This window comes from Acinetobacter sp. 24-47-67 (genome assembly GCF_056779735.1).
Genome location: NZ_JBWYIK010000007.1, coordinates 1 through 13,867, shown reverse-complemented (window position 1 = coordinate 13,867; position 13,867 = coordinate 1). Strand labels below are relative to the sequence as shown.

The 13,867-nt window shown below is 39.2% G+C and carries 14 protein-coding genes; 6 read left to right on the top strand and 8 right to left on the bottom strand.

The genetic code is table 11. The features are described from left to right. Nucleotides 1–42: 42 nt before the first annotated feature. Complete coding sequence (locus tag AC1M9K_RS09560) at nucleotides 43–1,275, top strand: magnesium transporter CorA family protein (RefSeq protein ID WP_481589133.1); 1,233 nt, start codon at nucleotides 43–45, stop codon at nucleotides 1,273–1,275. 82 nt (nucleotides 1,276–1,357) lie between these two features. Here AC1M9K_RS09560 and AC1M9K_RS09555 read toward each other — a convergent pair whose 3' ends face one another. The 6 genes from AC1M9K_RS09555 to AC1M9K_RS09530 all read right to left on the bottom strand — a co-directional run bounded on the left by AC1M9K_RS09555 (nucleotide 1,358) and on the right by AC1M9K_RS09530 (nucleotide 8,237). Beyond that, entirely contained in the window at nucleotides 1,358–1,621 is a 264-nt protein-coding gene (locus AC1M9K_RS09555) for an HP1242/YdcH family protein (RefSeq protein ID WP_035264053.1), read from the bottom strand. 76 nt (nucleotides 1,622–1,697) lie between these two features. Continuing rightward, nucleotides 1,698–2,024: a chaperone modulator CbpM gene (locus tag AC1M9K_RS09550; protein WP_035264056.1), complete on the bottom strand. Its 327-nt coding sequence runs from the start codon at nucleotides 2,022–2,024 to the stop codon at nucleotides 1,698–1,700. After that, nucleotides 2,021–2,944, bottom strand: coding sequence for a DnaJ C-terminal domain-containing protein (locus AC1M9K_RS09545; RefSeq protein ID WP_092767224.1), 924 nt, complete (start codon nucleotides 2,942–2,944; stop codon nucleotides 2,021–2,023). The genes AC1M9K_RS09550 and AC1M9K_RS09545 overlap by 4 nt, the downstream gene beginning before the upstream one ends. A gap of 153 nt (nucleotides 2,945–3,097) precedes the next feature. Beyond that, nucleotides 3,098–3,973 (bottom strand): Hsp33 family molecular chaperone HslO, encoded by an 876-nt coding sequence (hslO, locus tag AC1M9K_RS09540; protein WP_035264061.1) that lies wholly within the window; start codon nucleotides 3,971–3,973, stop codon nucleotides 3,098–3,100. 50 nt (nucleotides 3,974–4,023) lie between these two features. After that, complete coding sequence (locus tag AC1M9K_RS09535; protein ID WP_481589132.1) at nucleotides 4,024–5,904, bottom strand: monovalent cation:proton antiporter-2 (CPA2) family protein; 1,881 nt, start codon at nucleotides 5,902–5,904, stop codon at nucleotides 4,024–4,026. A 110-nt stretch (nucleotides 5,905–6,014) separates the two neighbouring features. Continuing rightward, nucleotides 6,015–8,237 carry a primosomal protein N' gene (locus AC1M9K_RS09530; RefSeq protein ID WP_481589131.1) on the bottom strand — a complete coding sequence of 741 codons (2,223 nt, stop codon included), beginning with the start codon at nucleotides 8,235–8,237 and terminating at the stop codon, nucleotides 6,015–6,017. Between the two features lie 152 nt (nucleotides 8,238–8,389). Here AC1M9K_RS09530 and gspF point away from each other — a divergent pair, with 152 nt between their 5' ends. From gspF to AC1M9K_RS09515, 3 genes are all read left to right on the top strand, one after another. Next, complete coding sequence (gene gspF / locus AC1M9K_RS09525) at nucleotides 8,390–9,595, top strand: type II secretion system inner membrane protein GspF (protein ID WP_481589130.1); 1,206 nt, start codon at nucleotides 8,390–8,392, stop codon at nucleotides 9,593–9,595. Nucleotides 9,596–9,641: 46 nt separating this feature from the next. Further along, complete coding sequence (gene gspG / locus AC1M9K_RS09520) at nucleotides 9,642–10,079, top strand: type II secretion system major pseudopilin GspG (RefSeq protein WP_092767409.1); 438 nt, start codon at nucleotides 9,642–9,644, stop codon at nucleotides 10,077–10,079. A 281-nt stretch (nucleotides 10,080–10,360) separates the two neighbouring features. Next, nucleotides 10,361–10,693: a hypothetical protein gene (locus AC1M9K_RS09515; RefSeq protein ID WP_035264069.1), complete on the top strand. Its 333-nt coding sequence runs from the start codon at nucleotides 10,361–10,363 to the stop codon at nucleotides 10,691–10,693. A 63-nt stretch (nucleotides 10,694–10,756) separates the two neighbouring features. On the opposite strand, the gene lnt is transcribed toward AC1M9K_RS09515, so the two are convergent. Both lnt and AC1M9K_RS09505 read right to left on the bottom strand, forming a co-directional pair. Continuing rightward, entirely contained in the window at nucleotides 10,757–12,316 is a 1,560-nt protein-coding gene (gene lnt / locus AC1M9K_RS09510) for an apolipoprotein N-acyltransferase (protein ID WP_481589129.1), read from the bottom strand. Then, on the bottom strand, nucleotides 12,313–13,152 hold the full coding sequence (locus AC1M9K_RS09505; RefSeq protein ID WP_092767211.1) for an HlyC/CorC family transporter: 840 nt from the start codon (nucleotides 13,150–13,152) through the stop codon (nucleotides 12,313–12,315). The genes lnt and AC1M9K_RS09505 overlap by 4 nt, the downstream gene beginning before the upstream one ends. 200 nt (nucleotides 13,153–13,352) lie before the next feature. On the opposite strand from AC1M9K_RS09505, the gene tusA reads away from it, so the two are divergent. Together tusA and AC1M9K_RS09495 are read left to right on the top strand one after the other, a co-directional pair. Next, nucleotides 13,353–13,610 (top strand): sulfurtransferase TusA, encoded by a 258-nt coding sequence (gene tusA / locus AC1M9K_RS09500; protein WP_035264077.1) that lies wholly within the window; start codon nucleotides 13,353–13,355, stop codon nucleotides 13,608–13,610. Nucleotides 13,611–13,717: 107 nt separating this feature from the next. Next, the coding region (locus AC1M9K_RS09495) for a hypothetical protein (RefSeq protein ID WP_481589199.1) at nucleotides 13,718–13,867 on the top strand (150 nt) is incomplete at its 3' end.

Below are 13,867 nucleotides of genomic sequence, written 5' to 3'. Positions count from 1 at the left end.
TTTATGGCACGATCAAAATGTTCTCATTTAAAAATAACTAAAATGAAAAAATTTAATTATTATTATCATCAAGATGACGGGTATATTTATCTGAGTGAAGCATTATCGACTGATGTTGATGCAGAATTTATATGGTTGAGTTTTGAACGCCACGAATTGATTCAAAATACAGAGACGTGGCAACGATATATTTTTGAGAACACTGGAATTCTGTTGAACGAATTTCATCTTAAAGACATTCAAAACCTTGAGCATCCTTGCGTATTTGATGCATTGGATGATTATGATTTGTTGATCTTTAAAAAATTAATCACCCCAGATGATCACATTCAAATTCAGAATGGTCATTCAGCTGAACAACAAACTGCGGACATTGTTACAACGCCGGTAAGTTTTGTCATGACATCAAATGTTTTAATCACAGTGCATGAACGAGGTAATCGTGTATTTGAAACATATCTTGAAAGAGTGCAGGCGATTCAAACACGACCTATAGAGCAACAAAATATTCCACGAAAATTAGCACAGAGCCCTGTAGATATTGCGCTTAGATTACTGAATATGATGGTGGATGGCTATTTAGGTTTACGTGTACCACTAACCAAACGTGTGGAATTTTGGCAAAGAGAACTATTACAAGGAAATCAAAAATTTAATCGATGGAATCAACTGCTGCAAGAGATCACCGCTTTTCAACAAGTTGAAAATTTGTGTGAAGAACAGGTTGAATGCCTACAAGAATTAAGAGATGAAATTGTCGAAAATTATCATCATATTAAAGCTAAACGTAAGGCAGAGAAGCAAAATTTAATGCTCGTCCGAATGGATGATTTAATTAGCCATATTGAAAGAATACAAAAGCACAGTGTTCGGTTAAACCATGCAGTACAAGCCGCTATCGATTTGCACTTTTCAGCAGTGGCCAATCAAACCAATGAAAATATGAGAATTTTAGCAATTATCACCGCTGTATTTGCACCACTGACTCTTCTTACAGGTATTTACGGAATGAATTTTGAATTTATTCCAGGATTAAACTCACCGCATGGCTTTTGGTATATGCTCACAGCCATGTGTGTGACAACACTTTTGTTAATTTGGTATTTTTATCGTAGACAAATGGTCGGGCGCGGTGAAAAAAGTGTGATGGAATTGTTGGCTCAACAAAACCAGCAGCAACAACTCGGTTTGTTTGCATTTTTGGAGTATGAACCGATTCAAAAAACATTGAAAGGTACGCTCCGAGAAATGGGGCGTTGGACTCGATTAAAATAGTCAACGTCACATAAGGCACTTATGCTTTAAGTCAGAATGATAAGTGCCAGATTCACCGTTATTTTATAATATTAAATTGAAATTACTGAGTAAGGTTCGTCTGCGCTTGTTTGAGCAAACGATACATTTCATCTTTTAATTTAAGTTTTTTTCGCTTTAGAAACTCAATATCATCATTAATTACATTAACTGGATTTAGTTCCAAATGCGTAATTTCATGATCTAGCGTTTCATGTTCCTCGAAAATTTTAGCGAAGTGAGGGTTTTCTTCTCTTAAAGGCTGAATAAGTTCACGGAACTCAGGGAAAAGGTTTTTCAGCTTTTTATTGCATTCTTTAACTTTCATTGATGGTTTAATCCTTTCATTCTAATCAATAAAAAATAAATGCATGTAACAGTACATGCATTTATGTGGGCTTGCTTTATTTGAAGTATTTCACTTGCTTGCGCAATTGTTGTACTTCATCTATCAGATCCATCATCATGGCGACGGCAGGGAGACTTGCTTCAAAATCCCGTTGCAAGCGATAAGCTCTCCGTGCTCGAGTAAGTTCTTCACCAAAAAATTGATGGATTTTTTGCTCAGAACGAGCAGGTAGAATCTCATATTCAAGTAATTGCAAAACCCATTCAGGACTTTGTCCGCATGCTTGGGCAAAATGCTTTAAATCAAAAATACATTGGTCATCAATGATTTCAGCCTCTAAATATCCATTTTTGTACACTTCTCGGTACTGAATCGTTGTCATGATTCACCTCCTTCATCACGAGGGTTGAAATGTGTAAATGCTTGAGCAAATTGCTCATATGCCTGTTTTTGCTGCGGGGATTCTGCTCTTGGATAAACAATATTCAGGATTAGATAAAGGTGTCCCGGGGGGGAAGAGGGAATCCCTTTTTCTTTAATACGGAGTTGTTTGCCATAAATTGTATGTTGAGGAATGCTGACTTTAATCTTTCCAGAGGGGGTTTTTAGCTCGATGTCTTGGCCTAAAGCAGCTTCCCAAGGACTAATGTTAATGTGATAGTAAATGTCTGCCTGATCGACATATATGCTGTCAGTGGTTTGATAATGGATCTGTATATAAAGATCTCCATTTTCACCGCCCGATAAACCAGCTTGTCCTTGACCTTTGAGCCGAATTTGTTGACCGTTTTTCATCCCTTTCGGGATTCTAATTTCAAGGGTTTTTCGCTGAACTTCAGGTTGTCCATATGCATTAAAAGTGGGTATACGCAATTGGATGGATTGAGTGACACCTTCAAAAGCGACTTGTAAGGGCACTTCTATACAGGCATGTTGATCTTCACCACGAATTGGCTGGGATTTATATTGGTGTGAGCGCTGTGCATAACCTCCACCAAAACCTGTACCAAAACGCCCAAACAAATCTTCAAAGCCAGAAAATTCATGATTTGTATGGTTTTTAGTATCCGAGAAAGGAGACTGACTATTCAACTGATCGAGTTGTTGATCGTACTCTTGTTTTTTTAAAGGATCACTTAATGTGTCATACGCAGTATTAATCGCCTGCATTTTTTTTTCGGCATCAGGTGCTTGACTGATATCGGGATGGTATTTCCGAGCCAGTTTTCGATATGATTTTTTTATTTCCTCAGGACTCGCATCGCGATCTAGTCCGAGTTCCTCATAATAATTATTTGCCATTAAGCAAAAATAACCGTTGATTAACTTTTAATCATTATGAGCAGACTTTCGAAGACTACAATATGTTCAGATGGTGAATAATTGTTTCAATTTCTTACAACCAAAAAAATCAGCAAGTAAAACTTGCTGATTTTCGAAGAGAACTGTTAAGGATTAACTGAGGTGCTCGCCGAATAGACCGAGTGCTTCTTCAGCAGTAAATCTGTATTGAGTGTTACAGAATTGACAGTCCATGGTAATAGGGTTCTGTTGTTCTAAAATTTCACGCACAGATTCAGCACCCACCTGAATTAATGCTGTAGAGCAACGCTCTTTAGAACATGTACAGCCAAATTGAAGTTGTTCAGCTTCAGGTAGTCTGACTTCTTCTTCATTATATAAGCGATACAAAATTTCTTGCGCATCTAGCTCAGTAAGTTCATCTGTTTTTAAAGTTTCAGTGAGCATGGTTAGACGAGGCCAGATATCTTCATCAACCTTTTGCTGCTCTTCATCATTGTTACGCGGTAACAATTGAATCAAAAGACCACCAGCGCGTTGAGCAGTACTAGCTAAAACGATCTTGGTTGGGATTTGGGCAGATAAATCATAATACTGCATGAGGCATTTAGCTAAATTCGGCTGATCTAAAGGCACGATACCCTGATAGCGTTCGCCAAATTCAGGTTCAATATTAATAAATAAAACTGGACTGACCAAAGTTTTCAGAACGATGCTGCTGTCTGATGCTTCTTCAAAACGTGGATCAGCTTCATATTCAGCTAATCCGCGTACTTCACCGAGGTGATTACATTCAGCCATAGCCCATTTTAAGGTGCCAGAAGCTTGAATTTGGAGGCTAATACGTCCCTTAATTTTAAGTGTGCTGGCCAACAATGCAGTTGCACTGAGCATTTCGCCCAATAAAATTTGAATCGCAGGTGCATAGGCGCGTTGCGCTAAAATTGTTTTAAGCGTATCTTCAAGATGTACGACTTCACCACGAACAGGGCTGTTATCAATAAAAAAACGTTGACGTAAATCAGACATAAAATTCTCCAAATCCCTGTCTAGATGGTGACGATATTGTAAATCACAAGTTAAAATTCTTCATCTCGACAAACATTAATTTGGTTTTGCGAGTGCTTAGCGCGTCGTTCTATAGAACTTACTTCAGAATCAATGGTTTCATCTAAACTTTCTAAAAGTGGTTGATGTTGTTGCGCATCATTTTCAAAAATTTGTTCGAGTTCCGCTAAGAAATTTCGATAGCTTTCAAAGACTTTTTGATCATCCGTATAGATGCGTTGTTGCTCAGCTAATAGACGCTCATCATAGTCTCTAAATATTTCAATACTATGTTGAGCATGTTCTTGACTTAAACCTAACGCGGTTAAGGTGCGAAATGCCATACCGAGTGAAGATAGAAAAGTTTCACGCCAAATATGCTCAATGCCTAAGTCTTTAAGTAAATGCATATGATGTCGATCACGGGCACGGACGATGAGTTTGAGCATTGGATAATTCAAACGTAAATGGCGAGCAATATTCATCGACATTTCCACATCGTCTACAGCAAGTACAAATGCCTTAGCATGCTCGATGCCTGCAGATCTCAATAAATCAGGGGAGGAGGCGTCTCCATAATAAATTTTACCACCGTACTTTCTCACAAAATCAATTTTTTCTAAATTATTATCAATGGCTGTAAAGCTGACATGATTGAGATAAGCAACGCGCGCCACTATTTGTCCGACGCGTCCAAAACCTGCAATGATTAATGTTGAATGAGTGTCTGGTAATGGGACATCTTCAGCGCTATCAGTCTTTCGATCAAGATATGGAATGAGCCATCGTTGTGCAAGCCAGAAAATGACAGGGGTGAGTGCCATCGAAATTGCAATGATCAGAATCGTAGGGGATAACACTGCTTGAGTAATTAAACCTTCGGTATTCGCAACAGCTAAGATCACATAAGCAAATTCTCCTCCTTGAGCAAGACAAATGGCAATCAATACACTGGTTTTGCATTGAAATTTAAAATATCGTGCGATTGCAACCATGCTTAATATTTTTATGATGATCAGCACGAATGCCCCACCAAAAATGAATAGCGGCTGATCTACGAGGAGATCAATCGGTGTCATCATGCCTACGCTCATAAAGAATAAACCGAGTAGTAAACCTTTGAAGGGTTGAATGCTCGATTCCAGTTCATGGCGAAACTCAGAATCCGCGAGTAATACACCTGTCAGAAAAGCACCGAGCGTGGTGCTTAATCCGAGCATATCCATAAACAGAACGACAGCCAAAACAATGAAGAGTCCAGCAGCCGTAATGAGTTCAGTGGCACCACTCTGTACAATGAATCTAAAAAATGGTCGCATCACATAGCGACTAAATAAAAATAAGCCAGTAAACGTTGCAACAACAGCGGCAAAATAAGCAATACCATGATGTGTAGACTGATTTCCCGCGAGTAGGGGAATCAGGGCGAGTAAAGGAATAGCGGCAATATCTTGAAACAGTAAAATAGAGAAAGATTGCTGACCATGCGCGGTATTCAGCTGCTGCTTTTCTGCAAGTAATTGCATGACAAATGCTGTAGATGATAAAGCAAGGGCAAGACCAATTACGACACTAGCAGCAAGATGCTGATGGAAGAACAGCCAAATGGTTGCGACAAGAATTATACCTGTGATCAAGACTTGAGCACTTCCAATCACAAATATAGAGTGACGCATATTCCACAAGCGCTGAGGGCGTAATTCTAGGCCGATTAAGAACATCAAAAAAATCACGCCGTACTCAGCTAATTTCATTAATGTTTCGGCATCATTGGTCACATTCAATGCACTTGGACCAAGTAATATTCCTGTAAACAAATAACCTAAGACTGTCGCAATACCAATTTTTTTTCCGAGCGGAACAAAAATTAATGCGGCAGCTAGAAAAATTGTGATTTGTAACAACAATGGCATTGGCCTTCCCTAAAGTGGAATGTTGGACTGATGAAATTGTAATCGTGTCTGCTTTAGCTGTGTAAATTTAATTCAGGTCTTCGACTTTGATAATTTAACTCTATTCATGATTAGCTTAGCTCTTGAGGATCTATATCAATACTGAGCTTCATCGTTGAAGGTTTTTGTTGAAGCACGAATGGCCACCATTCTCGTATATAGAAATGCATTTTTGCACGATCTGATGACAATAAAACCACATGTGCCTGATAACGCCCAGCCTTTCGCTCCATTGGCGCAGGAATTGGACCCCAAATCTCAATCAGCTCACCAGTATGTTGTTGGAGCGATTGTGTCATATTGGTTAAAAAATTGAGATTTTCTTCCTGACTACGCGATTCACAACGTATTAATGCTGCATAGCGCATTGGAGGGAGTAAAGCAGCTTGACGATCATGAAGTGTTTCACGAGCAAAAGCACGATAGTCTTTATTAATGAGCGTGTTGAGTAGAGGGTGATCAGGTCGTAAAGTTTGTAGATAAACCTCACCTTTTTTTTCACCTCGTCCTGCACGACCTGCAACTTGAACAATCAATTGGGCTGTTCGTTCCGTTGCTCTGAAATCAACACTGAGTAGGCCACTATCAATATCTAAGATTGCAACTAAGGTTACATACGGAAAGTGATGACCTTTGGCTAACATTTGCGTACCAAGTAAAATCATCGGTTTACTTTGATGAATTTGCTCGTAAATTTTTTGCCAACTCCCGACACGGCTCGTGGAATCACGATCTACTCTGACCACAGGAAAGTCTGGAAATAAAAGTTGTAAATTCTCTTCAACTTTTGCCGTGCCCATTCCAATCGGCTTCAAGGTGTGTTGCTGACAAGAGGGGCATTGATCAGGCAGTCGATTAATTGTCCCACAGTGATGGCAATGCAGGTGCTCATATGGTTTTTTATGAAGCGTAAAATGTGCATCACAATGGGGACAATTGGCTTGCCATCCACAGCTTTCGCAGATCAGGACAGGTGCATAACCACGTCTGTTTAAAAAGATCAGTACCTGTTCTTCTTGATTGAGTCTTTTTTGAATTTCTTTAATGAGTTGTTCGCTTATACCATGCTGTTTTTGAGCAATCTTTAGATCAATTAAATGAATTTTAGGTAAGCTTGCACCTGCGGCACGTTCATCGAGTTTCAGAATCGTTAATTTTTTTTGCTCCACCAAATGATATGAGTCAATACTTGGTGTTGCTGAGCCAAGGACAATGGGGCATTGCTCTAAATAAGCGCGATAGAGAGCAACATCACGTGCATGGTAGCGAAAACCTTCTTGTTGTTTGAATGACAGGTCATGCTCCTCATCTAAGATAATGAGCCCTAAATTTGGCATGGGGGTGTAAATCGCAGAGCGTGTACCAAGAATAATGGAGGCCTTCCCTGTTTGAGCATATTGCCAAGCTTGGAGGCGCTTTGTGTCATTCAGTCCGGAATGCAACAAGACAATATTGCAGTGAAAGCGAGATTGAAATCGACTGATAGTTTGAGGGGTTAAGCCAATTTCTGGTACCAGTACCAATACTTGCTGACCTTTTTGTAAAACCTCTTGCATGACTTGCAAATAAACTTCAGTTTTTCCGCTTCCAGTTAAACCATCGAGTAAAAATGCTTGATAGCGATTTTGTGCTTTTAAAATGGATTGAATTGCTTTTTTTTGATCATCATTTGCAGTCAATGGCATTTGAGCCAGCTGTACAGGTTCAGGACTAAAGTCCTGCTGAATCAATTTGCATTCGACGATTTCTTTCTTTTCAAGCGCTTTTAATGTTGCTGTTTCCACACCACTCAAATTCAGTATCGTCTCGGCAGTCCCTTGAGGGTGTAGCTTTAAAATTTTATAAGCCTCTTGTTGTTTTAAAGATCGAGCCACTTTCTTTTCAGCGTCTAAATTTAAAACTTTCCAAGAGTGAGCTAATAAATTATAGGGTTTACCCTGCCTTAAAAATGTCGGCAAAGTGGTATGCATGACTTCCCCAATGGGGAATTGATAATATTGAGCAGACCACTGCGCGAGCTGAATGATCGTAGCATTGAGTATGGGTTGCAGATCCAAGATTTCAGTGATGGGTTTCAGTTTGATTTTCGGATCTAATGGCGTTTCTGGTGCGATCTTTTCAAGTACGATTCCGACTAAGTTTTGACGACCAAACGAAACAAGAACACGGCAACCTATGTGTATAGTTTGGTATTGTTCTGCAGAAACTTCATAATCAAAACAATCATATAGATAAACTGGCACCGCGATGCGCACTCGATAAACAATTTGGCTTAATTCTGAAATATTTGTCATATATAGTCGTCAATCAATATGGTGAAAACTTATCGTGGATAACCAATGCTTGTGATAGAGTGTTCAAGTTGTTGCAAGTGATCAATATGAATGAAGAGAACGGTCTAAGGCAACTCTTAAGACATCATAATTAGGAAAATTAGAGCATTATCATGCCCGCATATCAATATACTGCCATCGATGCTTCAGGAAAGCAGCAAAAGGGTGTGCTAGAAGGTGATTCAGCCCGACAGATTCGACAACAGCTTCGGGATAAACAATGGATTCCAGTACAAGTTGATGCTGTAGAACAAAAAGACAAGCATCGAACTGGTGGTTTTTTTCAAAAAAAATTTACAGCTTATGACTTAGCTTTGATGACTCGCCAATTATCCGTATTAGTTGCAGCGGGGATCCCACTTGAGGAATCATTAAGAGCAGTTGCCAAACAAAGCGAAAAAGCTCACGTGCAAAATTTGATGTTATCTGTAAGATCAAAGGTTTTAGAAGGTCATTCCTTGGCTCAAGGGATGCAACAATCTGGCAGATTCCCTGAACTTTATATTGCAACGATTGCTGCTGGTGAACGATCAGGACACTTAGATCTTATTCTCGATCAATTGGCTGATTACACTGAAAATCGCTTTGCGATGCAAAAGAAGATTCAAGGTGCAATGATTTATCCTATTATTTTGATGTTGATGTCTTTCGGTATCGTAATGGGACTCATGACCTATGTAGTACCAGACATCGTTAAAACTTTTGACCAAAGTAAAGATGCGCTACCTTGGATTACGGTTGCTTTAATGAAAGCCAGTGATTTTATACGTCAAGCTTGGCCATTTGTATTGGTTGCATCGGCGTTGGGATTCTTTCTATTGGTGCGTTTTTTAAGGACTGCCGCAGGGCATTATGCTTTTGATCGTCTCACGTTGAAGTTGCCATTATTTGGAAAACTATCACGAGGTATTAATGCCGCCCGCTTTTCAAGTACCTTATCTATCTTAACACAATCTGGTGTTCCTTTGGTCGACGCGTTGAAAATTGGTGCAGCAGTAAGTAGCAATTGGGTTATTCGAGATGCAGTCAATGTCGCGGCTGAAAAGGTCACAGAGGGTGGAAATTTGGCGACGCAACTTGAACGCTGTGGTTATTTTCCACCGATGATGGTGCAAATGATCAAAAGTGGTGAAGCCTCGGGTGAGTTGGATCGAATGTTAGAAAGAGCTTCGACGATGCAAGATCGAGAGGTTACTACATTGATCTCAACATTATTGGCGTTGTTGGAACCACTAATGTTGGTGTTAATGGCTGCGATTGTATTGGTGATCGTGATTGCTGTCATGTTGCCAATCGTCAACATGAACAATATGATTTAAACAGATTCAATAAATTCTAATAATGAATGAAATAGCGAGTGAAAACATGCGAAACAAGATGAAAATGCGAAAACAATCTGGTTTTACCCTGATCGAAGTGATGGTAGTGATTGTGATTTTAGGTGTGCTTGCAGCACTGATTGTGCCTAATGTCATGGGTCGTGGTGAGAAAGCGAAGGTTGATACCACAATCATTACGCTGAAAGGTGTTGCAGGTGCATTGGATCAATACAAATTAGACAACAACCAATATCCATCGATGCAAGATGGTGGCTTGGATGCTTTGGTCAATCAACCAGCTTCAGCAAAAAATTGGTTACCTGGTGGTTATGTGAAGGGTGGTTATCCTAAAGATAGTTGGGATAATGATTTACAATATGTGATTCCTGGTTCGGAAGGTCGTGCATATGATCTTTATTCATTCGGCGCAGATGGAAAGCAGGGTGGCGAAGGAAATGATGCTGATATCTTTTACACACCATAAATGAAAATCATTATTAAAAACCATTCATGGTATTAATCACTTCACTTAATCGAATTAATAAATATCGAGTGAAGTGATAATCTTTATTATTTGATTTTATCTGGTTAAGTTTTTGATAATTATAATTTTTATAAATAATTGGTTTTTGAGATTTATAATAAGAATTATTCCCATATTTAATGGTTACAAGAAACAGAAAATATGAAGAAAATTAGGCTTTTTATTTTAATTTTTCCCTGCATAATGGAGCCAACAGCTTAGCTTGATAATAAGGGCGAATGATGAAAGCATTAATATTGTCAGATGAAATCAATTTATTTCATTGGACTGTGCTCAAGTCTGCACTGCTTATTTTGAGCTTATTGCCTATCAGTCATCTATTTATTGATCTTTGGTCAAATGCAGATGCAAGCAGTCAAATCATGATCGGGTTTCTGGCGATTAGTGTATTTAGTGCGATTACGATTTTAAGTTTTTATAGTGCACTTAAAGCATCTGTTTTGACGCTGTCTGATGTATCTTCAACATTTGAAGCGCTGCTGATTAAAATTTATCGATCTATTCCGATGTTGAGTTTGATGGCAATGCTGTCTTACCTCACAACACAAATTTAAAAAAACCGAGCATATTTGCTCGGTTTTTTTGATATAGAACGTATATTTGATTTGAGCCAAGTGTTATCGACGAGATTTAAAACTGACATCGACAACACGTGGTCTAAAGTACCAACCCATCACCAATAAAATCAATGACAATCCCAATATTGGCCAATCACTGAATCTCGTATACCAAGTTTGCCCTTCCATTGCAGGTAGATCACCACGAAGAACCGCTTTTTGATCAATTGGGGCTTGGCTGACGATTTCCCCTTTGTGGTTGATAAAAGCAGTCACACCTGTATTGGTTGCACGAATAAACCAGCGTCCATTTTCTTTTGCTCGCATTTGTACCATTTGTAAATGTTGCCACGGACCAGCGGTACCCGTAAACCACGCATCATTTGAAACGGTGACGAGGAAATCACTATTTAGTGCATTGCGTCGGGTTAGGTTCGGATAGGCAACCTCATAACAAATCGCAGCAGCTAATTTGTGGTTGTGAATTGAAAATGGAGCTTGATCCTGTGGACCACGTGAAAAACCGCTCATTGAAGGATCATTTTGAAGCGCAGGTAACACCCAACTTAACAGGCCAGACAGCGGAATATATTCACCAAAAGGAACGAGACGCTGTTTTTTATATAAGCCTGTAGCTTCATCACCGGATGCCATCATGGAGTTGTAATAACGAGGATAACCCAATGCCTTCGATTCATTTAAATCCCAATATGGAATGCCTGTTACCCAAGCTGTGTTGGTACTTTTGGCTTGCTGATCCATTGCATCTAAAAATGGTTCGATATCTGATTGAAACATTGGGATTGATGATTCAGGCCAAACCACCAAGTCACGTCCCCATTCTGATCGTGTTAATTGCGCATAGATTTCAAGTGTCTTTACTTGATACTCAGTTAACCATTTTAAATCTTGAGGAATATTACCTTGGATTAAAGAAACGCTCAGCGGTGTTGATTTTTTTTCTTCAACAAAAGTTAAATAGGATGCGCCCCATGCACCTAGTAATACAATTGAAACTGGAATAGCCCAAAAGTAGCGTCTTCGTAGGATTTCAACAAGTGCAGATGCAATGAGAATGACCACGAAAGAAACTGCAAATACACCAAATAAAGGTGCATAGCTATCTAAGAAGCGCTCGGTAAAAGCATAACCTGCAAATAACCAAGGGAAACCAGTAAATACCCAAGTTTTTGCCCATTCAAAGAATACCCATAAAGGGGCAAAAGTAAGTGGTGTTTCTGGAAAGAATCGACGATATATCCAAGTTTGTATTGCAGTAAATAGCCCCATCACCAAGGCCATAATCGCAATCATGATGACACTTAAAAACGCAGATGTATCACCATACACATGGATAGAGGTGTATAACCAGAATGCACCTACAAACCATAATCCAAAACCGTAAGCCCAACCGATGAGGAATGCTTGTTTAGAATTCCGCTTACTGAGTGTGGCATATAGCAATGCTGGCGATAATATTGCCAGCCACCACCAATAAAAAGGTGCAAGTGCGAGACTAAAAGTCGCACCTGCTGTTAAAGCAATAAGGAGTGGATAAATGAAAGGTAATGATTTTTGTTTTTCTGAAGGACTCAATAATTTTTGAAAATAGGCTCTCATTTACGCACAGCTCGAATCAGATGAATAGTACGGACATCTGCTTCCACAATGGTAAATTCCCAATCTCCCAATTCAATCACTTGGCCTTGAAGATCGCTGACTAAACCAATTTCTTGCAGTAATAGTCCACCCACAGTTTCCACTTCATCATCGGAAAATTCAGCATTTAAAACATTGTTAAAATGTTCAATTGGTGTAAGTGCTTGAACTAACCACGTGTTACTGCTGTTGCTGGTTTGATCTGGAACAATGAAATTGGCTTCTTCATCGACATTGTCATGTTCATCTTCAATTTCACCCACAATTTCTTCAAGAATATCCTCAAGTGTCACTAAACCCGAAGTAGAACCGTACTCATCAATCACAATCGCAATATGTGTTTGAGTGTTTTTTAGCATTCGGAGCACTTGATCAGAACGCGCGCTTTCAGGCACAAAGATCGGTTGGCGCATCAGCGAATGTACATTTACTTTCGAATCACGATCTTTTAAGAAAGGTAAGAGGTCCTTTGCCAAAAGGATACCAATGACGTTATCAGGTTGATCTGTTGAAAATACAGGGAAACGTGAGTGTGCTGACTCGATGAGAACATCAAGAATATCCAATAACTCATCATCTTCTTGTAAGCTAACCATTGAAGTTCGTGGCGTCATGACTTCACGAATTTTAGTCGCTGGAAGGTCAAAGATTCCTTCGAGCATCGCTACTGTATCTGGTTCGAGTAGTCGACGTGAATCTTGTACAATTTTTAACAGTTCATCTCGGGTTTCTGGGGCTGTGCCTAACCATTTGCGTAAGCCACGCATACCCCACGATGTACCTGATTCCTCTTGCATGATCTTTCCTAAAGACTCTTCAATTGAAAAAATAAGTTTTAATCATACCGAAGAAAATACGCTTGTCTATTGGTAAAATTTTGATTCCTAATGATCTATTTGATCATAGACCACTGTATTTGGAGTCTTTTTCTGAATTTGGGAGTGAAAAGATTGAATTATGATAAAATAATCGCCCAATCTTTTTAGGGCGATATTGAATGTCTGATTCTCAAGTTCAACCTCAAATCCAGTTGAATACACGTGGTTTACGTTGTCCAGAACCGGTGATGATGTTACATCAAGCCATTCGTAAATCTAAGTCTGGTGATGTGGTGGAAGTATTTGCAACAGATAATTCAACTTCTTGGGATATTCCTAAATTCTGTATGCATCTTGGTCATGAATTGCTGTTGCAAGAAGAACGTTTAGATGACAATGGGAACAAAGAGTTTCATTATTTGGTAAAAAAAGGTTAGCCCGCCTTGAATTAACGATTGAAACAATTCATATCGTTTAAAATTGATTTTTTCGTGTACAATTTGGGTTAAGAATATCTAAATAATAATGATTAACTCATTTTGACATGAAGAATTTCATCAATAATATTCAGTGTGCGATTGATCAGCTCGGCCTAACCGCCCAAAACAGAGCCCTCCACATCCAATTCAGTCATTCACAACTGAATAGCCAAGTCTTCCTACAACGCATCGATGGCAGCCATGCCCTTAACGAA